The sequence below is a fragment of the Bowmanella denitrificans genome, from assembly GCF_039522935.1.
GTDB classification, from domain to species: Bacteria; Pseudomonadota; Gammaproteobacteria; order Enterobacterales; family Alteromonadaceae; genus Bowmanella; species Bowmanella denitrificans.
Genome location: NZ_BAAAEI010000014.1, coordinates 112,364 through 136,879 on the forward strand (window position 1 = coordinate 112,364; position 24,516 = coordinate 136,879).

The 24,516-nt window shown below is 52.5% G+C and carries 20 protein-coding genes; 10 read left to right on the forward strand and 10 right to left on the reverse strand.

Annotated features, from left to right (window positions below):
- Positions 1-42 precede the first annotated feature (42 nt).
- Entirely contained in the window at positions 43-735 is a 693-nt protein-coding gene (locus ABD028_RS13065) for a helix-turn-helix domain-containing protein (RefSeq protein ID WP_343845413.1), read from the forward strand.
- On the opposite strand, the gene ABD028_RS13070 is transcribed toward ABD028_RS13065, so the two are convergent.
- Positions 687-1,082: a VOC family protein gene (locus ABD028_RS13070; RefSeq protein ID WP_102795152.1), complete on the reverse strand. Its 396-nt coding sequence runs from the start codon at positions 1,080-1,082 to the stop codon at positions 687-689. The genes ABD028_RS13065 and ABD028_RS13070 overlap by 49 nt on opposite strands.
- 170 nt (positions 1,083-1,252) lie before the next feature.
- Between ABD028_RS13070 and ABD028_RS13075 the strand changes: the two genes are divergently transcribed.
- Positions 1,253-1,426: a DUF3012 domain-containing protein gene (locus ABD028_RS13075; RefSeq protein WP_343845415.1), complete on the forward strand. Its 174-nt coding sequence runs from the start codon at positions 1,253-1,255 to the stop codon at positions 1,424-1,426.
- Between the two features lie 125 nt (positions 1,427-1,551).
- Here the strand turns inward: ABD028_RS13075 and ABD028_RS13080 are convergent, their stop codons facing one another.
- Positions 1,552-1,941, reverse strand: a complete 390-nt coding sequence (locus ABD028_RS13080) for a MerR family transcriptional regulator (protein WP_343845417.1) — start codon at positions 1,939-1,941, stop codon at positions 1,552-1,554.
- Between the two features lie 70 nt (positions 1,942-2,011).
- Between ABD028_RS13080 and ABD028_RS13085 the strand changes: the two genes are divergently transcribed.
- The 6 genes from ABD028_RS13085 (at position 2,012) to ABD028_RS13110 (ending at position 9,325) form a co-directional block, all read left to right on the forward strand.
- A complete protein-coding gene (locus ABD028_RS13085; RefSeq protein WP_343845419.1) occupies positions 2,012-2,632 on the forward strand; it encodes a cation efflux transmembrane domain-containing protein in 621 nt (206 codons plus the stop codon).
- Positions 2,633-2,641: 9 nt separating this feature from the next.
- Positions 2,642-2,974, forward strand: a complete 333-nt coding sequence (locus ABD028_RS13090) for a hypothetical protein (RefSeq protein ID WP_102795156.1) — start codon at positions 2,642-2,644, stop codon at positions 2,972-2,974.
- 58 nt (positions 2,975-3,032) lie between these two features.
- On the forward strand, positions 3,033-4,352 hold the full coding sequence (locus ABD028_RS13095; protein ID WP_343845421.1) for a TolC family protein: 1,320 nt from the start codon (positions 3,033-3,035) through the stop codon (positions 4,350-4,352).
- Positions 4,349-5,590: an efflux RND transporter periplasmic adaptor subunit gene (locus ABD028_RS13100; RefSeq protein WP_343845423.1), complete on the forward strand. Its 1,242-nt coding sequence runs from the start codon at positions 4,349-4,351 to the stop codon at positions 5,588-5,590. The genes ABD028_RS13095 and ABD028_RS13100 overlap by 4 nt, the downstream gene beginning before the upstream one ends.
- Before the next feature lie 8 nt (positions 5,591-5,598).
- The gene (locus ABD028_RS13105) at positions 5,599-8,736 is read left to right on the forward strand and encodes an efflux RND transporter permease subunit (protein WP_343845425.1); all 3,138 of its coding nucleotides are present in this window, start codon (positions 5,599-5,601) and stop codon (positions 8,734-8,736) included.
- A gap of 97 nt (positions 8,737-8,833) precedes the next feature.
- Entirely contained in the window at positions 8,834-9,325 is a 492-nt protein-coding gene (locus ABD028_RS13110; protein ID WP_343845427.1) for a DUF1993 family protein, read from the forward strand.
- A 125-nt stretch (positions 9,326-9,450) separates the two neighbouring features.
- On the opposite strand, the gene ABD028_RS13115 is transcribed toward ABD028_RS13110, so the two are convergent.
- Positions 9,451-11,601 carry a TonB-dependent siderophore receptor gene (locus tag ABD028_RS13115; RefSeq protein WP_343845429.1) on the reverse strand — a complete coding sequence of 717 codons (2,151 nt, stop codon included), beginning with the start codon at positions 11,599-11,601 and terminating at the stop codon, positions 9,451-9,453.
- A 221-nt stretch (positions 11,602-11,822) separates the two neighbouring features.
- On the opposite strand from ABD028_RS13115, the gene ABD028_RS13120 reads away from it, so the two are divergent.
- The gene (locus tag ABD028_RS13120; protein ID WP_102795162.1) at positions 11,823-12,539 is read left to right on the forward strand and encodes a substrate-binding periplasmic protein; all 717 of its coding nucleotides are present in this window, start codon (positions 11,823-11,825) and stop codon (positions 12,537-12,539) included.
- A 42-nt stretch (positions 12,540-12,581) separates the two neighbouring features.
- Here the strand turns inward: ABD028_RS13120 and ABD028_RS13125 are convergent, their stop codons facing one another.
- The 7 genes from ABD028_RS13125 to ABD028_RS13155 all read right to left on the reverse strand — a co-directional run bounded on the left by ABD028_RS13125 (position 12,582) and on the right by ABD028_RS13155 (position 21,375).
- The gene (locus ABD028_RS13125) at positions 12,582-14,954 is read right to left on the reverse strand and encodes a family 20 glycosylhydrolase (RefSeq protein ID WP_343845430.1); all 2,373 of its coding nucleotides are present in this window, start codon (positions 14,952-14,954) and stop codon (positions 12,582-12,584) included.
- A 1-nt stretch (position 14,955) separates the two neighbouring features.
- Positions 14,956-15,870 (reverse strand): sugar kinase, encoded by a 915-nt coding sequence (locus ABD028_RS13130; protein ID WP_343845432.1) that lies wholly within the window; start codon positions 15,868-15,870, stop codon positions 14,956-14,958.
- Entirely contained in the window at positions 15,871-17,352 is a 1,482-nt protein-coding gene (locus ABD028_RS13135) for a sodium:solute symporter family protein (protein ID WP_343845434.1), read from the reverse strand.
- 66 nt (positions 17,353-17,418) lie between these two features.
- On the reverse strand, positions 17,419-17,805 hold the full coding sequence (locus ABD028_RS13140) for a RidA family protein (protein ID WP_102795165.1): 387 nt from the start codon (positions 17,803-17,805) through the stop codon (positions 17,419-17,421).
- The gene (locus ABD028_RS13145; RefSeq protein WP_343845437.1) at positions 17,802-19,262 is read right to left on the reverse strand and encodes an N-acyl-D-amino-acid deacylase family protein; all 1,461 of its coding nucleotides are present in this window, start codon (positions 19,260-19,262) and stop codon (positions 17,802-17,804) included. Before ABD028_RS13145 ends, ABD028_RS13140 begins: the two co-directional genes overlap by 4 nt.
- Before the next feature lies 1 nt (position 19,263).
- The gene (locus ABD028_RS13150; protein WP_102795167.1) at positions 19,264-20,115 is read right to left on the reverse strand and encodes a MurR/RpiR family transcriptional regulator; all 852 of its coding nucleotides are present in this window, start codon (positions 20,113-20,115) and stop codon (positions 19,264-19,266) included.
- Between the two features lie 18 nt (positions 20,116-20,133).
- Positions 20,134-21,375, reverse strand: a complete 1,242-nt coding sequence (locus ABD028_RS13155) for an amino acid deaminase (RefSeq protein WP_343845439.1) — start codon at positions 21,373-21,375, stop codon at positions 20,134-20,136.
- Between the two features lie 209 nt (positions 21,376-21,584).
- Here ABD028_RS13155 and ABD028_RS13160 point away from each other — a divergent pair, with 209 nt between their 5' ends.
- Positions 21,585-24,506 (forward strand): TonB-dependent receptor, encoded by a 2,922-nt coding sequence (locus tag ABD028_RS13160; RefSeq protein WP_343845441.1) that lies wholly within the window; start codon positions 21,585-21,587, stop codon positions 24,504-24,506.
- Positions 24,507-24,516: the final 10 nt, after the last annotated feature.

The window sequence follows — 24,516 nt, forward strand, 5'->3', positions numbered from 1 at the left end:
GATTGGGGTGGCGTTAGTCTGTGACAGACAAGACGCGCTGTATTGAACAAAATTGCTCTGGTAACGTCAGTTTGGAGTATCACCGTGTTATATAGCCGCTGGTCTTTTGCGGTAAACGAAGATGCCAGCACTTTGGTATTGCCTGACGGTTGTCGGGATCTGATTGTGGTTCGCCAAAATGGCAAAGCAGACAGGTGGTTTTTTAGTGACTGGGATTTTCGCCCCAGACAGGTTTGCGTTGCGGCGGGTCAGCAATTTTTCGGCTACCGGCTGCGTCCCGGTCTGGTATTAGAGCATCAGGCATTGCAAAGTATTGAGCATGAAACTACCGATTTACACGGCGCCATACCTGGCCTGCTTAAACCTGACTGGGACCTTCTAGGCGCCATTGATGCGCTAAGCAGTGGGCGATATTCGGTTCGTCAGGTGGCGTTGCAGGCCGGTGTGACCGAACGCACTTTTCAGCGATATTTCAAGCGGGCCGCACTGCCAACGCCTGAATACTGGCGGTTACTTGGTCGGGCCAGGCGTGCCGCTGCCAGGCTCAATAGTAGCTCGTCCATCACTGACTTGGCTGCTGAGTTTGAATACAGCGATCAGGCCCATATGACCCGTGACTTTAAGCGCTGGTTTGGCAAAACCCCAAACCAGCTAAAGCAATCACCGGAGGTGCTGGCGATGCTTTCTCATGCCGGGTTAGGCAACTGGACCGGCGAACATATTTCCACCAGATAGCCGTTGGGATCGCGCACATAGGCGGTGGTTTGTCCCCAGGGTTCCTGTCTGGCGTCCTGCACTAATATGGCGCCTGCCTTAAGGGCGCGCGACAGTGCCTCTGGCACATTGTCGGTTTCCAGTGCGATTTCAAACACCGGTCTTTGCGGATCGGGCTGTTGCGGGTTCTTACCCAGGCTACGCATCAATTGCTGAGAGGAAAAGGCCAGTTTGGTGTCACCGGTTTGCAGTTCGCCGTAATCGCCGCTTTCATGCAGAAAACCTGTTTTCAGGTTAAATGCCTGCTGATAAAACCCCAGTGTGTCGGCCACATTCTCAACATATAGGATGGTGTATCGGAAAATCATATTTTTGCTCCTGTTTTTTGCCATCTTCCTGCTTTTCAGTGGGCGGGTATTGAATAAATGCGACAGGTCGTCGCACGGCTTTTTGATACCATGCCCGCACAATTAACGATATGCTCTTAGGGCAATCACTTTCACTTGTGGGCAGTTCTGGCCCGGTAACGGAGATAACGATGAAAAAAGTGGCAATATTACTGGTTTGCAGCGCCATGTTAACGGCTTGTGCCCCGGAAGTGGGTAGCAAAGACTGGTGTGAGAATATGAAAGAAAAACCCAAAGGTGACTGGACAGCCAATGAAGCCAAAGATTTCACCAAGCACTGTATTTTTAGCAGCGACGAAGAATAGGTTGCCACAAATTTGAACCGTAGCCGGGGATGCCCGGCTTTTTTGGCTGTCAGCACAGCATATTCACGTCAGCAGAACTTAAGTTCGGCAGCCACCCGCCAAAGGCTTGGCATGCCGCTGAAAACTTATTCCTCGGTTAATCTGTGTAAAATCCCGCATTCATCAATTCTGTTGCGTTTGCAGCTATTGGCAAGCTTCGTCAGGCTGTGCTCCAGTTTTTCCAGCTCCTGTCGTGCCACCTGAACCCGCGTTAATTGCTGCTGAATAATCTGGTCTACCTGCGCGCAGGGCGCGCTGTTATCTGCCTGCACCGCCAGCATCTGTCGGATGTCGTCCAGTGAAATATGTAAATCTCGGCAGCGGCGGATAAACACCAGCCGGTGCACATCGTCAGATTTGTATTGACGGTAGCCGTTGGCGGCACGTACCGGCGGGTTAAGCAAGCCAATATCTTCATAATAACGAATGGTTTTGGCCGGTACGTCAGCTTGTTTAGCCAATTGATTAATTTGCATCTTGACCTTCCAGTTGCTGGAACCTTTATTCTAGGGTACATGGACTTTTATGTTTTACAAAGGAACCCTTATGGCAGGCTGTTGTGCCCCGAATGCTGCAGATGATCAACAACGTAAACTTTTATGGCTGGTGCTGATACTCAATGCACTGATGTTTGTAGTGGAATTTATCGCTGGTTGGCTGGCCAGCTCCAGCGGTCTGATGGCTGACTCTCTGGATATGCTGGCGGATGCGCTGGTTTATGGGGTCAGCCTGTATGCGGTGGGCAAAGCCATGAGCTATAAAGCCAGGGCAGCCATGTTAAATGGTACGCTGCAATTGATTCTGGGTGGCCTGGTGCTGGTGGATGTGGTAAAAAACATCTGGCTCGACGCCAGCCCGAATGTGAACCTGATGTATTCTGTCGCGTTTCTGGCGTTGATGGTGAACGTACTGTGTTTTTCATTGCTGTATCAGCATCGCAGTGGCGATATTAACCTGCGAGCCAGTTGGATTTGTTCACGTAATGATATGCTGGCCAATGGTGGTGTGTTACTGTCAGCCGCGCTGGTGACCTGGCTGGGTAAAGCCTGGCCGGATTGGCTGATAGGCAGCCTGATTGCTCTGACTATTATGCTTTCTGCATCCAGGGTAATCAAAGACGCCAGGCAGATCAGCGCACAAAGTAAAGCAACCTGTTGTCAGGTGTAAGAGGCAAGGATGAAGGCGAAACAAATTATCTACGCGTTACTGCTGATAATGACACACAGCTTTTTTAGCTGTGTGGCGTCGCCTTTTCACGTGCCGGATCCTGAACATCCGGGCTATACCCACTTAAGTCATATGGAAGCGCCGGACTACCATCAACCTGGCGCCGATGACCCCGGTACTGACCATCAACACCAAATTCACGTACATCTGTCCTGTCATAGTGGCTATGAGACGGCGCTGAACTTCCCGGTTTATGCGGCGGGAAATGCGCTGTATTCACCCAGACATTATCTTAATCTGTATTACCAACCGCCGGTACCGCCCCCCAATTATTTGCTCTGAAATCCATTTAACCGGGCCTTTTGGGCTCAGATAATGTATTGAAATAAGAGAGCAAATTATGAATTTTGAGAATTTCCGCGTCCGTATTGCGGTGGTGGGATTATTGTGTCTGCTGGCCAGGCCTGCTACTGCCGCTCTGGGACAAAGTGCGTTGTCACTGAAGGATGCCTTGCAAGCCAGTTTGAAATATCACCCGACTCTAAGCCAATACCCCTATGAAATACGGGCCATGGAGGCCGAACGCCTGCAGGCAGGATTGACGCCTAACCCCAGTGTCAGTGTCGAACTGGAAAATGTGCTGGGTAGCGGCGACAGCCGCGGTTTAGCGGGGGCCGAGTTGACCCTGACATTCAGCCAGTTGGTCGAAATGGGCGACAAGCGTGACATGCGGCTGGCCCTGCAAGACCAGCAACAACAAAGTACCACACTGCGTTATGAATGGGATCGTCTGGAGGTACTGGCCGACACGGCGGAAAAATTCTACCAGGTACTCCGATACCAGCAGTTGCGATTGTGGAATCGCCGCCGTATTGAGCAAATTGGCGATTCACTGAACGTAATACGCCAGCGTGCGGGCGCGGGGGCGGTGTCCGATGCTGATGTATCACGTATGGCCTATCGTCTGGCCGAAGTGGAGCTGGAGCAGGGCCGTCTGGACAGTCAATGGCAGGAGGCATGTTTTGCCCTGAGTCAGTTGTGGCTGCAAGCACCGACATTTACTGAGGTTGCAGGGGATATGGCGCGTTTACCGGCGCTGCCAACGCAGATCGCGCTGGACCAGGCGGTCAACAGTGCTCCTGAATTGCGGCTATTGCAACAACAATACCTTGTGCAGCAAGCCCGGCTTAATCTTGAGCAAGCCAATGGTCAGGCAGATATCACACTGAATGCTGGTGTGCGGCACAATCGTGCCAATGCCGATACAGGGCTGGTATTTGGCCTGTCCATGCCGCTTAACTGGCAAAACCCAAACCAAGGCAATATCGACGCCGCTCTGGCCACAATGGATGGCCTGAACATGCAGCAGGCGCAGCGCCGCCAGAGACTGCGCACGCAGTTACAACTGTTGTTAAGTCAGGCTAAAAGCAGCGAAAAACGCCTGGCGGAACTGCAAACCAGACTGCTGCCACAGGCCCAACAACTTTTACAGGCAAGCCGGGCAGGCTATCAACATGGGCAAATCTCTGTGCTGCAACTGCTTGATGCCCAGGAAGTGTTGTTCGGTGCCGAACGGCAGCGACTTGACGCCCAACTTGAGGTGTTTGAACTTTTACTGGCAATGCAGCGTTTAAGCGGCCAGCCGCTTATTGATACGCCAACCCTTGCTCTTGTCGCAGACGCTGCAATTCAGCAGCAACTTAGCGGAAACGTAAAATGAACAATCTGATTATGCAACGACTCGCCGCGATTTGTCTGGCATTGGCTATGTTATGGATCCCGGCCAGTATGGCGTCTGATGACCACGGTCACGGGCCGCAACAAGAAGCACCAAACAACACCGGGCCTAATGGGGGGCGTTGGTTGGAAGACGGCCCGCTGGCCCTGGAAGTACTGATATATGAAAATGGGCTGCCCCCCGAAATGCGCATATTTGCCTACTGGCAAGGCAAGCCGCTGGCGGTGCAGGGGCTAACCCTTGAGGTACAACTGCACAGACTGGGGGAACCCATAGACAGCCTCGATTTTATTGTTGAGGGGCGCTATTTAGTGAGTAAACAAAAGGTTGCTGAACCCCATTCTTTTGAGGTGGAGGTCAAAGCCCGCTTCGAAGGTAAAGACTATCAATGGCATTACGACAGCGTTAGCGATCGTACCGAATTGTCAGACCGGGCCATCCAGGTAGCCGATATACAGACCGATGTGGCCGAATCAGGAATACTGAATTTCAAGGAAAGCTTGTTTGGTGTGATCAGTCCCACTATTGACCGGCGTTTTTCCCTGATGGCGCCGTATCCCGGCGTGGTGGAGGCTTTATTGGTACAGGTGGGGGACAAAGTGGAAAAAGGTCAGCCATTGCTGCGTATTCGCAACAGCCAGACCTTGCAAAGCTACCATTTACCCAGCCCGGCCACGGGCGTGGTCACCGAACAGTTTGTCAGCCTCGGGCAGTTAGCGGCAGCTCAGGTCCTGATGGAAGTGGCAGATTTGACGAAGGTGTGGGTGGAATTATCGGCCTTTCCAGAAAACATTGAAAAAATGCAGGTTGGTCAGCGCGCCCTGGTGCAGGACCTGCACCAGCATCTGCAGGCCGAAGGGCAGGTCTTTTACATTGCCCCGATGATGTCAGGCGGGCATATCGCCAGGGCGCGATTGCTGATAGACAACCAGGATGGACACTGGCGACCAGGCATGCATGTAAAAGCCGATGTTATTACTGGAAGTCGCGAGGCGGAGGTGGTTATCAGCAGCGACGCCCTGGTGGACCTGGAAAGCCGCCCTGTGGCCTTTGTGCGGGTTGGCAATCAGTTTGAAGCAAGGCCCCTGGTGCTGGGCGAAAATGACGGTCAGCAGGTAGAGGTACTGTCTGGTCTTAGACCGGGAATGCAGTATGTGACCCGCAATGGCTTTGTACTTAAGGCCGATATTCAAAAAGCCGGCGCAAGCCATGCGCATTGAGGTGAACTATGGTTGATGCAATGATCAAGTTCGCCATTGAGCGACGTTTTCTGGTGCTGGCGCTGACCTTGTTGGTGGCAGGATATGGTGTCTATAACACCCTGCGTTTACCCATTGATGCGGTGCCGGATATTACCAATGTGCAAGTGCAAATTAACACCAAGGCTGATGGTTTTACCCCGCTGGAAGTTGAACAGCGGGTGACCTATCTGGTGGAAACCGCCATGGCTGGCATTCCCCGCCTGGACTATACCCGCTCTTTATCCCGCTACGGACTGTCGCAGGTGACCGTGGTGTTTGAGGAAGGTACGGATATTTACTGGGCCAGGCAACAGATAGGCGAGCGCCTGCAAAGTGTCAGTGCCGAATTGCCGGACAATGTTGAGGCCGCTCTTGGCCCCATTGCCAGCGGATTAGGCGAAATCTTTACTTATGTGGTGGAAGCCGAACCAGGGGCATTGCGCGATGATGGTCAACCCTATAATGCTGAGGATTTGCGTACCTTACAGGACTGGGTAATCCGGCCGCAATTGCTCAAGGTCAGTGGCATTACTGAGATCAACAGTATTGGTGGCTTTGAACGCCAGTACCAGGTCGCGCCGATCCCCGGCAAGTTATTGGCATTCAAGTTGGGTATTGCTGATGTTATCGATGCGTTGCAGCGAAATAACCTCAACAGTGGTGCGGGCTACATAGAGCGTTTAGGGGAGCAGTACCTGGTGCGCTCACCCGGGCAGCTCAAGAGCATAACCGACATTGAACAGTTAGTGGTGGCTAAACGCGATGATGCACCGGTGCGTATCAAGGATGTGGCCAGGGTCAGTCTGGGACAGGAATTACGCAGCGGTGCGGCCAGCCACAACGGCCGGGAAGCGGTGCTGGGCACGGCCATGATGCTGATGGGGGAAAACAGCCGCATTGTTGCCCGCCGGGTAGCCGACAAATTAGTTGAGGTGCAGCAGAGTCTGCCGGCGGGCGTCAAGGTTCAAGCTGTGTATGATCGAACCAGTTTGGTGGATAAAACCATCAAAACGGTGCAAACCAACCTGTTTGAAGGGGCGGTGCTGGTTATCGTGGTGCTGTTTCTGTTGCTGGGTAATATCACGGCCGCCCTGATTACCGCTTTAGTGATCCCGCTGAGTATGTTGTTTGCCATCACCGGCATGGCTGCTAACCGGGTGTCTGGCAATCTGATGAGCCTGGGCGCCATTGATTTTGGCATTATTGTCGATGGTGCGGTGATTGTGGTGGAAAATGCCCTGCGCCGCCTGGGCCTGGCCCAGCATCGGGCCGGCAGATTGCTAAGCCTGCAGGAGAGGTTGCAGGAAGTGTACTTAAGTACCAGGGAAGTGTTTAATCCCGCGGTTTTCGGGGTGATGATCATTATGCTGGTGTATTTGCCCATCTTTGCCTTAAGTGGTGTGGAAGGCAAGATGTTCCACCCTATGGCCTTTACCGTGGTCGCTGCGCTGCTGGGGGCGCTGGTGTTCGCCATTACTTTTGTACCGGCCGCCTTGGCGGTATTTGTGCGCGGTAAAGTGGTGGAGCAGGAAAATCCTCTGATGGCCGGGGCACGTAAGCTGTATCTGCCGCTGTTGAGATTATCCTTAAAACATCCCCTGAAACTGGTGCTGATGGCACTGGTGTTAATGGCATTCAGTATCTGGCAGGCCAGCCGGCTTGGCAGCGAATTTTTACCGCAATTGGACGAAGGGGATATTGCCATGCACGCCTTGCGGATCCCCGGTACCGGTATGCAGCAATCTGTAGCAATGCAATTACAGGTAGAGCAGGCCATCGGCGAGTTTGAAGAGGTTAAAGAAGTGTTTTCCAGGATTGGTACCCCGGATGTGGCCAGTGATCCGATGCCGCCCAATGTGGCCGATACCTTTATTATGCTTAAGCCAAAAGCGCAGTGGCCTGATGCCAGCCTCAGCAAAGCCGAACTGGTGCAGCGTATACGCGAACGGGTAGAGGATGTACCCGGCAATAACTACGAGTTTACCCAGCCCATTGAAATGCGCTTTAACGAACTGATTGCCGGGGTCAGAGCCGATGTGGCGCTGCGTATTTACGGTGATGATCTTGAGGTGCTCAAAGACAGCGGTCAGCGCGCAGAGACACTGTTGAAAAAGGTCAGCGGTGCAACCGATGTCCGCCTTGAGCAGTTGTCTGGCTTGCCGACCTTGTCGGTTGCGCCGCAGCGCGACCATATGGCACTGTTGGGCTTGACCGTCGCTGATATTCAACAGGCCGTTGCCGTGGCAGTAGGAGGGCTGCAAACCGGGCTTATCTACGAAGGAGACCGACGTTTTAAATTGCTGGTCAGAATGGATAAAGACCTGGCATTGGATGTCCAGCGCTTAAAGCAAATTCCGGTTACCCTAAATGCCAGCCAGAATGCTGAGCTGGCCTATGTGCCATTGGGGGAGGTGGCTGACATTTCGCTGGCATTAGGGCCAAATCAGGTCAATCGGCAAAACGGTAAACGCAATGTGGTGGTCACCGCCAATGTCGAGGGCCGGGATTTAGGTGGTTTTATTGCCGAGGTCCGCACCTTGATGAACAGCGAATTAGGCCTTGAGCCGGGATACTGGCTGGAATATGGCGGCACCTTTGAGCAGTTGCAGTCTGCCAGTCAAAGATTAAGCCTGGTGGTGCCAGTGACCTTGTTGTTGATTCTGGGCCTGCTGTTTAGCGCATTTGGCTCGCTGCGCGATGCGCTGATTGTTTTCAGCGGTGTGCCGCTGGCCCTGACCGGCGGCGTGCTGGCGCTCAGCCTGCGCGGTATGCCTTTATCGATATCCGCCGCGGTGGGTTTTATTGCCTTATCCGGTGTGGCGGTGCTAAATGGTGTGGTGATGCTGACCTTTATTCGTCAGCTTAAGGATGAAGGTAAGAGCATCTATGACGCCATTTGGCAGGGCGCCAGCCAGCGTTTACGACCGGTATTGATGACGGCACTGGTGGCCAGTCTCGGGTTTGTGCCCATGGCGCTAAATACCGGTACAGGGGCTGAAGTACAAAGGCCGCTGGCGACGGTGGTAATTGGCGGGATCATCAGTTCTACTTTGCTGACGTTACTGGTGCTTCCGGCACTTTACCGACTTGTGCACCGACATCGTGCTGCACTGCAAATAGCCTGATGTGGGGCGCCTAAGCGCCCCAATTTCACCAAATTATCATATGCCCGCTGCCTATAGGTGGTTATGATAAGTCGCCGAATCTTATCAAGGACGTACTATGCGTTGCCCGATTAAATCGCCTTTTGTCCGCTATCTTGAGCAACTACAGGGAATTTTGCACAAAGTGCCGGACAATCTGTTTGCTGAAAGCTTGGCCGCGGGCATGTTACCCCTGGGCGTACATGCCAGGGTGGCAAGTAACTTTGCCTTGCGGGGGTATTGCCCATTAGTTGGTAAGCCGGTGGTAACCTTTGATGTTGACAGTATCGACCGACAGGCCATTGAACGGCAAGTGGCGCAAACGCTGGCTTGTCTTGAGCAGCTACCTGATGCGCCAGTGCTGGACAACGAAATTCTGCATGATGATAAGGCTGGATTTACCCTGCTGAGTTTACCGCAGCCAGAGTTTATTTATCACTATATCCTGCCAAACTTCTTTTTTCATATCAGCATGGTATATGCCATCGGCAGGGCAAAAGGTGTTGAAGTCGGCAAGGGGGACTTTGACGGTTATCATAGTTATCCGCAGGGTTTTTACTTTCCGTCCTAGATAGCCCTGACAACGTTAAACACGGCATTATCTTTTGCGGTCAGAGGAGATGTTATACCTCTTCTGACCGCCTGGGACTATTCCACTAAGGCTTCAGTCAACGTGAGTTTGCCGTGGATGTTCCATTAGAAGCTATGATGCAGACTCAGGTTGACACTGCGAGGGGCGCCATAACGATACTGACTGAAAAAGCCAATCTGACTGTAGTAGGTTTCATCCAGCAGGTTATCCACGTTCAACTGTAAGTAGGTGCTGTCCAGCAACTGATACTTGGCCATCAGATTAACCAGGGTGTAGGCACCCTGACGTAACTCAACCGGACCGTTGATGGAGTAGGTTTTGTCCTGCCAGTTGGCACCACCACCCACGGTCAGTTGTGGCAAACTGTCAACAAACTGATAAGTGGTAAAGAGCTTAAGCTGTTTACGCGGGTGGTCGGTGTTAACGTCTGCACCCGCGGCATCCTCTGCATCAAACTGAGAATAACCGGCATGGATATTCCAGCCTGCTAGCGGACGACCCACCATTTCCAGCTCAAAGCCTTTACTGGTGACGCCCTGCGCAGCAACATAAGCCTGCTTGGTTGGATCGCCATGAATAAACTGGCCAGGGTCGACCTGACCCAGATCGTCCTGCTCAATCCGAAACAGTGCCACGGTGGTATTTAGCGCATCAGCAAGAAAGCTGCTTTTTAGTCCTATTTCGTAGCTTTTCCCTTCTACTTCCTTTAAAAATTCGCCATTTTTATCCTGCAGATTCTGTGGCTGGAAGATCTCTGTGTAGCTGGTATACAGGCGATGCTGATCGGTTATATCGTACAGCGCGCCGGCATAAGGGATCAGCACATCATCGTTACCAAAGTCGGTGGCTGTGCCGTAACTGACACCGGTGCGTTGCCAACTGGCCAGCCGTGCACCGGCAATCAGTTTGAAATTGTCACTGACCGACAAACGGGTTGCGCCGTACAAGCCTTTTTGTTCAGTGTCCATGGCCTGAGCCACGCTGGGTGTTGTTCCCCATTGTGGCTCGGCAAAGCTGCCATCCCACTCATAGAAGTTATCAATAGGGGCAATAGCACCTGGTAGCACATCAAAGGAGTATGTGTCGGCGTCCTGTTCGCTGTACAAGTAACCTAATACAAAGTCATGGGTTTGCCCCAGCAGGCCATACTGGCCTTTGAGCTGAATATCAAAGCTGTCCTGTATGCTTTCGCCACTGCTTTTGTAGGACCAGGTGGTTAAGCCCGCACCGCTGTCTTTTTCCAGCACCCCGGAAATGTATACCAGCTTAGTGTCCTGCTCGTACTTCAACCTGTTGTAATTTGCCACCAGTTCCCAGCCATTGGATAACAAATGATGGACGTTTGCGAACAGGTTAGTATTGGTGGTTTCCCATTTGGTCCAGTCCGCCGAGGTGGAAACAGACCTGTGCCAGTCTGTTGCTGTGCCGTCACTGAAGAAGCTTGGCAGGGCGCCCCAGGTGGGGGAGGTCGGATCGTTGTTTTGATAGCTGGCGCCCAGGCGCACTAATGTGTTGCTAGTCAGATCACCTTCTATTACGCCATACAGCACGCTGCTTTGGGTCTCAAATCTGTCTTCATGGCCGTCACCTTCTTCATATTTGGCCACCAGCCTGCCGCGCAACGTACCGCTCTGGTTAAGGCCTGAAGCCAGATCCGTGCTCAGTTCGCGGTTGTTTCTGCTGCCTATCGCAGCATTCACATAGCCGCTGAAATCCACCGCATTAGCATGCTTACGCACCAGATTGATAGACGCGGATGGGTCGCCCGCGCCGGTTAACAAGCCTGTGGCACCGCGCACAAATTCCACCCGCTCATAGATTGCTACATCGGCAATGGTTTCACCCGAATCACCGGCTAAGCTCCAGGACAAGGGCACGCCGTCAATCTGATAGTTGCTGATATCAAAGCCTCTGGCTTGCAGTGTGTTGCGCACATTGTCGATTTCTTTACTGGCTACGCCAACGGCGTTGATGACCGTATCGGTAATGGTATCCAGGGCCTGATCCTGGATACGCTGCAAGGTTATCACGCTGACCGACTGTGGTGTTTCGCGCAGTGTTAAGCCAAGGCCGGTAGCGGTATCTATCACTTCGGCCACGGTGTAAGAGCCGACAACCTGGACTTTTTCAATGTCTTCCCTGGGGCTTGCTTTTTCCTCAACTTCCTGAGCTGTTGCCTTGGGGGCCGTGACAAACAGGGCAAACGCCACAGCAGCGGTCACTGGCAAAGTGCGGAAAGTGGGATGAGTGGACATGTCAGACTACCTCGAAAATATTTGGATTAAATAAAACAAATGATAAGGGTTATCATTTGCTTGAATGTTAGCTCAGATTTACCATGTGGGTAAAGCGCTTACACGGGCTGGGTATAAAAAAAGCAAAGTTTTCCTCACATCAATGGATACCAATGATATGATCTCGCGCCGAAAAAGGATGGGTTGGAAGGGGATTCCGGCCCCGGAATGCTAGGTGGTTTATGCGTTTTCTTTCGGTACTGTTTGTTATTTTTTCTTGCCTGAACATGCATGTAGAGGCGAAAGAGGTGATTCGTTCATCGGTTTCCCCTGAGTTTATGCAGGGGCTGCATGCCAAGTATCTGCAATATATTGCCAGTCAGATGGATATGCAGCTGGATCTGAGCCCCATGCCCTTTGCCAGGCGTTTACTGGCGCTGAAAAATGGCGATATTGACATTATGGTGGGGGTGACCCGCGATAGTGAAAAGCAGGATGAATTTATCTACCTTAGCCCCAGTTACGAGCAACTGCGTCACACCTTTTTTGTTCGCAAGAAAGATCAGCAACGTTTATCCAGTCTGGATGACCTGGGTAATATGAAAGTGGGGGTGACAATTTATGCCAAGTATTTTGACAACTTTGAGCGTAAACAAGATTTTGCCCTGGTGGGGGTATCCACCCTTAAACAAAAAATCCAGTTATTGATGAAAGGCCGCATTGATACCTTTATCCACTATCAGGAGAGCACCCTGCCACTGCTTGATAAAATGGGCCTGAAGGACGAGGTGGTTAAGGCCAGATACCAACCTACCCATTACAATGACTATTATGTCACCATCAGCGCCAATTCCAGGCTGCTTTATCTTAAGGACAAGTTTGCCGAGGTTATCGCCCATGGTGTTGAGACGGGGGCCTTTACCCGTATTCGTGAAGCCCATTATCAAATAGAAGAATAACGCCAGCCGCCCATTCGGCTATGCCGAATGGGCTCTACTGACTCAGGACGCTAAGCAGCGATCCAGCAATAAGTTGGCGCTGTGTGCACTACCTATCACCATTTCCTGTTTAACTTCAGCCAGTTGCCATAAGATTTGGCGTAACGTATCGGCTTTTTCCTTAGGTATTGGGCCTGCCTGACACAGTTTGGTGATATCCAAGCCCAATGTCAGACTGTGTTCGATATCCTCTATCAGTGCCGCAAGCGGCTTAAGTGCTTTATGCTCAGCAATCAGCGCTCTAACGGCCGGCAATTGCTTTTGCCAGGCAAGGAATTTTTGCCCAACCTGTTGCAATGAGTTGCGCTGACCTGGCGATTGTTTAGCAATCAGTTGATTCAGCTCAACCAGTGCCAGGCTTTCGGCCGGTAAATAGTCGACAAAGCGATCCAACCGCTCGCCATGGTGATAGGCATCGGCCTGAAATTTCAGATGATGACGGGTGTAATACTGTGCCTGCTCCAGAAGATCCGCCAGGGTATACAGGGGCTGGATATCACCCGGTTGGTCCAGCAGCGCCTGAAAACCGTCCCGCTGTTGCGACTGATGAGCCAGGCCCACCACAGTGGCAAAATCATCCATCACCTTTAGCCGCTGGTACATGGCTTGTTCGTCGGTCAGCGTCTTGACCGACCACAGGCGCTCGGCAATAGCGTACAGTCTCGGCCACACCCGTAAGTCCAGGTTGTCGCCGGTGATCATTTCGGACCAGATGGTGGCTTCCCCGCCCAGGATATTCTCTGCAAAGGCCGGGTCAAAGTGGCTGGGTGCCGTGACAACCGGGGTATTGGCCTTGCCCTGGCCGGCCGCCAGCTGTGTTCCGGTGATCTTATAGGGACTGTTGCCAATCAGTATACGTCCCTGGATCTGGGTACTGTCGCTGAGATCCACTTCAAACTGCATAGGACCCATCCAGGTATCCAGCCAGAAACGGGTCAGTTTGCCTTGTTTCGTGACGTCCTTGAGCATACGGGTTTGCTGCTTGTTCAGACGCACATAGCCTTGTTGATGGCCATCGGGCTGTTCAATCAGCACTAAATCGCCGCTGACAGCGGCGCCTTTGAGTCTGGGCATCTTAAACTGCCAGTGTTGCCATTGGCTCTTTGCATGCCAATCTGGTCCAACAAAATCATTGGCAGGCACCGGCTCATTACGATAGTGATAGGCGGTTTTTTGCGGCTGATCGATATAAAAACCGGTGGACAACAAGCCCTGATAACCCGCCATGGCGGTTTGCGCTAAAGAATCCAGTCCCTGCCAGGACTGAATCATAATGTCCTTGGGTAAATCGGCATGGAATATCTCATCCCAGCCCATCATTTTCTTGCCGTGTCGGGCCAGGATTTTTTGCACTTGGGCATTGAAATGGGTATGCAACTGATGGTGGTCTTCCAACCCATGTGCCTGCATATAGGCCTGTATCTTTTGACTTTGCTGCCACTGCGTTGGATTGATTTCATCGCCGCCTATATGCAGGTAGGGATCAGGGAAAAGTTCGGCGATTTCTGCCACCAGAGTATCAATAAATTGATAAACCTCTGGATTGCTGGGATCCAGCAGAGGTTCAAATACCCCCCAGTGGCGTTCCAGTGCATATGGACCGGGCTGACTGATAAGTTCGGGGTAGGCCACCGCAATGGCCGTTGCATGACCTGGTACATCAAATTCCGGGACCACGCGTATGCCCAGGCTGTTGGCATAGTTAACCACCTGGCGGATCTGTTCGCGGCTGTAATACAAACCGTCTGACGCCAGCTGCTGCAGCTTTGGATAGGCTGTGGATTCCAGCCGCCAACCCTGATCGTCGGTCAGATGCCAATGAAACACATTGAGTTTGGCTGAGGCCATACCGTCCAATTGACGGTAAATGGCCTCAAGAGGCATAAAATGTCGGACGCTGTCGATCATCAGTCCGCGCCAGGGAAATCTGGGACTGTCCTGAATGTGCACAAAAGGTAACTTACCCTGATGGTCAAAGGCCAACTGGCGCAGGGTTTGCGCGCCGCGTAGCGCGCCGAGCTCGGTTTGCGCTTGTATCAGGATGCCATCCTCGCTGATACCTAACAGGTAGGATTCATCTTCCCCCAGTGCTGGGTAGCCAGGTGTGGATTGCGCAATCTCAATCTGCAGCTTTTGGTCGCTGTGGCCAAAGGTCACACCCAGGCTGGCCTGCAGCTGTTGCTTCAGCTTTGCTGCTCTATTCTCACTGAGGTTTTGCACTGTTAAGTGCAATTGAGCGGGCAGGCGAAAGTAGCCAGACTGTTGCTCTAACTTAGCAGGGTAGGGCATAAGTGCCAATGGCGATGTCTGCCCTAGACTTGGCAGACTTATGCCCGCAGTGAGCATTGCCGCCAGTATCAGTTTGTTTTTCATCATATTACTCCTTGATGGGCATCAGGTCTTGCATCGCCTCAGCAGCAATGATGGCACCGGGGTATTGAATTACTCTTGCTGCTAACCGGTGGCCGGTGGTCACCGCGGTTTCAATATCTGCACCGCACAGCCAGGCGCTCAGAAAACCGGCGGCAAATGAATCTCCGGCAGCGCTGGTATCCACTACCTTAGCTACCCGCTGACCGGCAACATGGCTAAGCTCCTTACGACTGCGAATAATGCAGGGCTGTGCGCCACGTTTGATCAGTACATAGGGAATATCGGCTGTACGGGCGAGTATGGCATCGACACTATCACCACCATACAGTGCGTATTCATCCTCATCGGTCAGCAGCGCCAGGTAGGCTAACTGCATGGCTTTTTCATACCAGGGTAACGGGTCATCACGCCACAGCACCGGGCGAAAATTATTGTCAAAAATCAACTTGCCGCCGCTGCGACAAAATTCAGTCAGTGCATCCAGCAAACGTTGTCTGTGCTCCGGGCTGAGAATGGCCAGGCTGATGCCGCTCAGATAGACATAATCGCAGCCTTGCTCTTTTAGCAGACTAAGCAGCGGATTGTTCGCTTCACGCAGGTAGTGACGCGCGGCGCTGTCATCGCGCCAATACTGAAAGCGGCGCTGGCCTTTGTCATCTGTATAGATGCGGTAGCGTCCGGGGAGCTTGTCGGCAAGTTGCAATACCAGCGCGGTGTCCAGTCCTTCTGATTGCCAGTTTTGCAGTAAGGTTTGGCTGTCTGCATCATCACCCAGTGCAGTAGCGTAACGTACCTGTAGTTTTCCAGGCTCGGCCATTCTGGCCAGATACAGCGCCGTGTTGAGCGTGTCGCCGCCATAACGAAACGCACCGCTGTCGCAGTGCTCCAGCATACATTCACCAAAAAACACGATGCGCATTTATGACTCCTGTGCAGCGGTATTGAGCACAGGAGCAGGGCTTTCCATCTTCTGCCGTTCTGCATCTAAAATAGCCAGGGCTTGCTCGCGGCTGATCTGGCAGGCCGGCGTGAGCAGACTGACCAAGAGCCCGGCAGTCAATGCGCCGAGCAGTGAGGGCAGCACCGGGTTGCCAAACAGGCTGTTTAATGTGGGTGTCAGGCTGATATACAGCGCTGTAGCGGTGCCTGTCACTAAGGTGGCCAGCGCACCTTGCCAGTTGTAACGCGGCCAGAAACGCCCGAGCAAACCGCATACGCACATGCCGGACATCAGAATCGCGATCATTTTAGTGATATAGGCAATGATATCGTTGGAAGTCAGAGCAAAACCCAGCGCCAGGCTGATGGTCAGTACCAGGGCAAAACGTGATAGCAGCACCACCTTGTGTGCCTGGGGCATCTTACCTGTTACCAGTACATACAGATCGCGCAGTACCACACTCACTGCAGCAATGGCGTCAGAGCTGGCGCTGGATAAGGTAGCGGAGATACCGGCGATGATTATTAGCACCCCCAGTCCAAGTGGCATAAAGTGCAGAGCAATATGCGGGAAGGCGAAAGACGGATTGTCTAAGTCTTTTACCGCTGCATAGGCTGCCATACCGATAATGGCAGGGATACAGGAAAACATCAGATACAGAACGCCGGAATACGTAAATGAACGGCGTATGGAACGCACATCACTGCCGGAGTAAATTCGCTGGCGGAATGAAGGGGTGGCCAGGATCCCTACCAAAATCGCCAATGACAGAGAGATGGCCGGTAACAGGCCAATGTTGTCTATGGCAAACCAGGAAAGGTTGCCTGCTGGTTGGGCAGCTAACATCGCATCCCAGCCTCCTACCTGATGCAAGGCAAAAACCGCCATTAAAATAAAGCCGCTGAACAGAATCAGCGCCTGAATCGAATCGGTCCACACCACGGCGGTATAGCCCCCGATCACCACGTAAATGGCAAAGCTCAATGCAATCAGTACCTTGGCCCATTGAATATCCATACCTGTCAGCCACGATAAGTACATGCCGCCGCCAATAATATGGGCACCCAGCCAGCCAATGCTGGCGATAAAAATGACCAGAGCAATCAGATTTTTTATCAGCGGATTGGCACCCACATAATAAGACAGCTCTTCACTCATGGTCATAAACCGCAATTTGCGTACCGGTGCAAACCACCAGGCCAGCAACAGAATGCCGATGGCACCGCCAATACCGTATAATGTTCCGGCCCAACCGTTCTGATAGGCAAATCCCACCGCGCCCATGGAACTGCCGGTGCCGACCATAGTGGCAACGGTGGTGCCCAGGGTCAGCAACAGAGGCAGGCTGCGCCCGCCCAGTAGAAAATCTTCGCCACCCTGACTTTTTCTGGAAACAAACCAGCTCAGGGCAATCATACCCAGCAGATAAAGGCCAAAGGCCAGCATAAAGGTCATTTGCATGGTGTTGAATACCTCAGAATACAGGGGCGGCTGTGACACCGCCGGAAAAACGGGCGGTGCCCGTTTTTAGGCGCCTTTGTAGCAGGTCACGTCCACTTCCACTTTACAGTCCACCACCAAATCGGCCACGGCGCAGATACGGGCAGGCGGATGCTCACCGAAAAATTCCTTGAAAACCTTATTAAAAGATTGGAAATAGCGGGCATCGGTCAGAATCACTGAAACATGCACGACATCCTGCAGGCCATAGCCCGCTTCCTGCATAATGTTCAGGCAGTTTTCAATGGCGATCCTTGATTGCTCAATAATACCGCCTTCCACCACCTCGCCGTCGCGCATGGGAGTTTGGCCGGACACATACAGCCAACCACCGGCTTCCACTGCTCTTGCAAAGGGTAGATGTTGTCCGCCTGTACCTGTGCCGCCACTGATGCCAAAACGCTTAATTGTCATGCTTGTTTACCTGTATGTTGAAGAAACTGGCCGGCCCGCAGCCCGGTCAGCGTGGGTTGTTGAAAATTTTCGTAGCTCAGTTGGCCGTTGACCCATACCTTGAGAATGCCGTCACTGGCTTGTTTAGGTTCAATAAAGCTGGCTTTGTCGCGGATTCTGACAGGATCAAACAACACCAGATCAGCCTGGTAGCCTGGTTTAACCTGTCCGCGACCGTGCAGCATAAATTCCTGAGCGGATAATCCGGTCATTTTGTGTACCGCCAGTGCCATTGGCAGTAACCCCTTGTCTCTGGCGTAGTGGCCCAGTACTCTTGGGAAACTGCCCCACAATCTGGGGTGAGGGCTTGGATCGCAGGGCAAACCGTCTGAACCAATCATACTTTTGGGGAAGCGAATAATGTTCTGCACATCCTGTTCATCCATGCCGTGGTAAACCGCGCCAGCGGGTTGCAACCTTTCTGCCGCTTCCAGCAGTGAACATTGCCAACTGTCAGCAATGCTCTGCAGCGTTTGCCCTGCCATGTGTGGATGCGGATCTGACCAGGTGATGAATATCTCGAAATCGGTGGTGACCTGTCCTAAGTCCAGGGTGCTGGAACTGGCACTGTAAGGATAACAATCACACCCCACATGCTGATGTGCCTGAGCGGACTGTAAATGCGCCAACACCTCGGTGGAACGCCCCCAGTTGGCCTTACCTGCACACTTCAGATGGGAAATAATCACCGGCACCCCGGCCTTTTTGCCCGTGGCAAAGGCTTCGTCCATGGCATCCAGAATGCCGTCAAATTCAGTGCGAAGGTGGGTAGTATATAAGGCGTCATATTCGGCTAATAGCGCCGATAACGCATCGATTTCCTGTGAAGGTGCATGAAAGGCGCTTTGATAGGCCAGGCCGGTACTCATGCCTTTTGCCCCTTGTTTGAGGGCCAGCGTCAGCATATCGCGCATCTGCGCTATTTCTTCATTGCTGGCCGGGCGGTCCAGTCTGTCCATTACCTGGGCACGTAGCGCCGTGTGACCGACCAGAAACGCGGCATTTAACGCAGGTTGAGCTTTTTCAAACGCCTGTCGGTAGGCGGCAAGGGTTGGAAAACAAAACTCATCGGCCCGGCCCAGCAGGTTGAGTGGGTCCGGGACCGTGTCAGTGACCGCCACCGGTGCGGCGCTGATCCCGCAATTGCCGACCACTACTGTGGTGATACCCTGGCTGAGCTTGCTCAACATGCCTGGGTTACGGATCAGCTCAATGTCATCATGGGTGTGTACATCGATAAAGCCCGGTGCCAGGGCCAATCCTTCGGCATCTATTACGACATCTGCCGACCATGCGTCCAGCGTGCCTATTGCTTCAATCTTGTCGCCACGGATTGCAACGTCTTGTTGCTTGGGTGGGTTTGGGGTGCCGTCATACAAACAGGCATTGCGAATCAATATATCCGTGGCGTGCGACAAATTAATCTCCGAGGGGTAATCGTTCCGAGCCTTTGCGGTGCTCATCAAGGTGGTGTTTTAAACGCCGCAGTTTTTCACGGCACTTGCGTTGGTTTTTCACTGCCACTTCGCCAGCCAGCATGTCAATGGCCGCCAGCATCACGTAGCGGGAAGCACTGGGGTTGAAAATGTAATCCGCTTCACGGGTCTGGATGGGCAGGTGAATATCCGCCACGGCAGCCAGCGGGCCCTGGGGACAAATGGCCACAACATGGGCCTCATATTCTCTGGCAATCTTCGCCGCCGCTTGCACATCCGGGCTGACGCCGCTTAACGACAGACAGATCAATACATCGCCTTTATTAACGGTGGATGCGGTCATGCGCATCAGCATCGGGTCAGAATAGGCGTTGCTTTTTACTTCCAGGCGGAACAGCCGGTTGTGACATTCCTGTGCCATCACGGTGCTGCCGCCACCGACACCGAATACCAACACATGATCGGCCTGGGTAACCAGTTGGCTGGCGGTCTCAATATCTTCATCGCGGATCAAACCGGCATTCAGATCGAGAATTTCGTGAATAGCCTGATAAATGGCAGGCATATCGGTGCGCTGCACCGGCTTGTCATTAATAAAACGTTCACCCACAGCGGCGGACTGTGCCAGCAGCAGTTTCAATTCTCGCACATTAGTGCATTCCAGCGCTCTGGCCAGTCGGGTAATACTGGCATGGCTGACCCCGGCCTTGTCGGCCAGTTCATTGATAGGGGCGCTGGCTGCAAAATTCAGATCGCTTAAGATGTAGCGGGCGACCTTCTGTTCTGATGGTCGAAGGTGGGCCAGGCGGCTGTTGATACGAGATACAATATCCAATCTTCACTCCCTAAGGCGTTAAAAGCAGGTTTGAATCAATTGCCGGATGCGATAGTCAGCATCGACAATTCCCAGATAACGCCATTTATCCATGGTTAGGCAGGGATGTGAAGTGGAAAAACACAAGATATCGCCAACAGTTAACTTATCTTCGGCAGAAATCTTAAGCATGGCGTGCTGATCCATGATGCGGGTCAGTTGCCAATGTGCCGGTGTCGGCACGGGAGCCTTATCGCCAGGACGGTAATGCAGCATCGGGGTTGGCAGGCCGGCATCAAAGGCGGCATCACGTTTGCCAAGGCCAATAATGGCCATACCTGGCTCGGGAACTGATTGTACATAAGCCCATACCTGCAGGCTGCTGACAAGGTCGCCCTGAATATCACAGGCCATACGACTTCTGCTTTTTACCCCGGCCTGGGCATCCTGATAAATACCGGTATCGTGAATCAGGTAACAACCAGGGCGGATCACCACCGCCATATCTTGTGGCAAACTGTTACTATCCATTTGCTCAGCAACCAGATCGTACCAGGCAGAGCCGGCACCGGTCAGAATAACTTCGCCTTCAGCAAAGCGTTTTTGCTTGTGCCAGGTTAAGGCCATGGTGCGGATGTCACCAACAAAACGGCGAATTTGCTGTGGGGCATCAATGCCATGGATAACCCCTTCATAAAAAGCGACACCGCGCAGGCGCAGCGCCGGAAGGGTTGTTATTATCTCGGCAAGGGCATCGGCTTGTGCTATTCCTCGAACACCGCAGCGGCCACCGCGAACGCCTATCTCCAGCAATACGTTGAGTTGTAAGCCGTGCGCCTGGAAATATTGATTCAGGGCGTTGGCATTGTCGATGGAATCAACGAAACAATAGAATTCCAGGCCTTTTTGCAGTTGCCCGGCGATCAACTGCATGTTGTGTTTACCCACCAGTTGATTGGCCATAATAATGCGCGACACGCCAGCAAGGCTGGCCGCAACGACCTGCGGCGCCGTGGCAAGGCTCATGGCCCAACTGCCGGACTGCAACTGCAGGGAAAACAGCTCAGGGGCCATGCTGGTCTTACCATGCGGAGCTAAACGCACACCGGTCCTGGCTGCATACTCCGTCATCCAGGCCTGGTTATTTTGCAAGGCCTGACGGCTTAATACCGCTGTTGGCAGGCTGACTTGCTCGGCCAGTATATTCCAACCCTGATCAAGGCTTTGATGGTCGCCAGTGCCTTTAGTAAAGGCGGCAACGGTCTCGGATGACAAACTCATGCAGCAACTCTCTGTCTGTTTAACCTTGATATCCCAGCATTCGCGTTTTGCTAAAAAATAACCATTGCATGCGTAGGGATAACAATGTTAAAAAATACCTGTCTTCTGTAAATTGCATTGGTAAAAAGTAACACGCCAGGCAAAGTTAATCATCCTTACTAACTTTGTCAACCCAAGAAGTGAGCAAAACAAAAACAGGAGACCAACAAATGAGACCACAAAGGTTTAAGCAACACCTGGTGGCGGCCAATATTTCTCTGATCCTCAGCGGAATGGCTGTGCCTGCCGCGCTGGCGCAGGAGCAGGTGGCGGACGATGTGGAGATATTGGAAGTACGTGGCATAGCAGCCAGTCATAAGCGTAATCTTAACGAGAAACGCTTTAGCGACGGTATTACCGACGCCATTACTGCGGAAGACATCGGTAAGTTACCCGATGTGACTATATCCGATACCTTGCAACGCATCCCTGGTGTACAGATTCGCCGCTCGGCCGGTGAAGGTTCAACGGTGAATGTAAGGGGGATGCCACAGGTCACAACCCTGTTAAATGGTGAACAACTACTCAGCGCCGGTTCCATTACCACAGTGCAACCTGATTTCAGTGATATCCCGGCACCTTTAGTGTCGGCCATTGCTGTGCATAAGTCTCCTACCGCCAGTCTGTTAGCCGGTGGCATTTCCGGTACCCTGGACTTGCAAACGCTGCGCCCTTTTGACCTTGAGCAGGGAATGACCCTGAACGGCGTGGTGGAAACCACCCGTGGCAGTTTGTCCAAGGAAAATGATCACAAACTGGTGGCCTTTGCCGGTTATCGTGGTGACGATATGGGTTTGATGTTTACCGCCTCATACGACACCAATACCCTGGCTAATTATCGCTATGGCACAATTTTGACCTCGTTCGATCTGCAAGGCGAAAATACCGGTGACAAGCGTGACTTTAATGCTGATGGTGACAATAACGACAGCTATCTGAGCCAGCGTTTTCACGGCATGATGGACAAACAAACCGAACGCGATCGCCTCGGTTTAAGCGCCAGCTTTCAGGCGATGGTCAGTGACAATCTGGAATTCATTGCCGATGTTTTCTACACCGATATGGATGATGCCGATCGTCAGCAAGGGCTGATGATTGACAACGCCCGTGGCAATATCTGGGCCTATTCCGATAACTTTATTGAGCGTGCACCGGGCCCGTTAGGTGGCAACATATATACGGTTAACCAGGCCGAGCTGTTAGTCCGCAGGGTCAGCTCGTATTCTGAAAGTCTGACCAATGACCGTCAGTCCACGAATGTTAATTTGCAGTTGAATTACTTGGGCGATGGCCCGCTGAGCGGCTCGGTAAGGTATTTACGTGGTGATGCGGAACGTTCACACACCGAAAATGTGGCGCACTCCTACCTGACCAGTGGTGCTCAGCACGCAGCCTTTACCAATAACACTGGTACGGCGACTCCGGTTAACCCTAATGGCTATGGCCCGGATCCCATCAAAGTTGACTTTGACCGCACTGGCGAGTACATCACCCTTGGTTATGATCAGGGCTTTGGCTCTGATGTGAGCAAGTACAATCTGGTATCAACCTACTCAGAGAATAACTTCGATGAAGAGGCGACACTCGATGTGCTGCGCGCCGACGGTACTTATGAGTTTCAGGGCGATCATCTGGCCAATGTGGAGTTCGGGGTACGCTGGGGTAAACGTGATGTTGAGCGCGACACCTATATTCTGGTCGCCCCCATGACCGGCGGGCAATTTACCGCCGATGTGATGTGGAAAGATTCCAGTGCCGCATTAGGTGATACTAACGGCGACGGTACGGTAAATGTGTCGCAGGGCGATCTGACCATTGGCAACACCAATTTCTTCACCGATTTGCCCGAAGGCTGGGTACATAAGGTAGACGGATTCGGGCCAGCCAGTGGCGACAGCTTCTATATGATTAATCCCAAAGTACTAGATGATCCTTTTGCCTTCCAAAATGCCCTTTACCCCGGCAATAAGCGCTTATCCAGACCTTCTCGCTCATTTGATATCAAGGAAGTGACCCAGACCGCCTATTTGCAGGCCAACTTCGACGGCATGCTGTTGGGCATTCCATACAAAGCCAATGTGGGCGGCAAATACATCAGAACAGAATTGGATATTGGCCAGTATATTATTGGCGATGGCCGACCTTGTTCGCTCTGTACCGCTGCCAATAGCACCGGCTATGAAGTGCTGGAGCGTAGCTATTCTGACTTCCTGCCTGCGGCAAATATTACCTTTAATATTACCGATGATTTCCTTATTCGTGCTGCCTATGGTAAGACCATGACCAGTCTGAATATGAGTCAGTTGTCTGGTGGTATCAGTGTCGGGCGCACCCGCGCTGGGGATGTACTGGCGGCTGAGCTGGGTGTCAGCCCGGATCTGCTGGTGGCCATCAACGGTAGCCGTAATGGTAACCCGGATCTGGAGCCATGGCGTGCCAGCAATTATAACCTGTCGGCAGAATGGTACTTTGACGATTCCAGTCTGGTCAGCCTGGGCTTGTTTAAGATGGATATCGAATCCTTTATTGAGCGTGGCCAGGTGATTATGGGCTTGCCGGATATCGACGGTGTGGTGCGCCGCGAAGTACCGGTAAACACCGAAATCAATGGTGAAGGCGGCAGTATTGACGGTGTGGAACTGGCATACCACCAGGCCTTTGACTTTTTGCCGGGCGTGTGGGGTGGCTTTGGCACTACTCTAAACCTGACGTATGCGCCAAGCGACAGTGCTAACGTTGACGTTTATGGTGGAGAACTGCCGATTCAGGATAACTCCGAGCGCTCCGCTAATGCTATTTTATGGTATGACCAAGACGGATTGCAGTTCCGACTCGCCGCTAACTACCGCAGCGATCGTCTCGACAGCCTGGGCTTTGCCGTGGGTGAGGGCGTATTGCCGGTGTGGGCCGATGACACATTGTATGTGGATATGTCAGCCAGCTACGATATTTCAGAGAACCTCAGCGTATATCTGCAGGGCAGTAATATTACCGAAGAGTTCGAGAATATTTATGCACAGTGGCAGGATAACGTAGTCACACAAAACGTGTATGAACGTCGCTGGACATTGGGCATTCGCGGTCGTTTGTAATATGCATGAG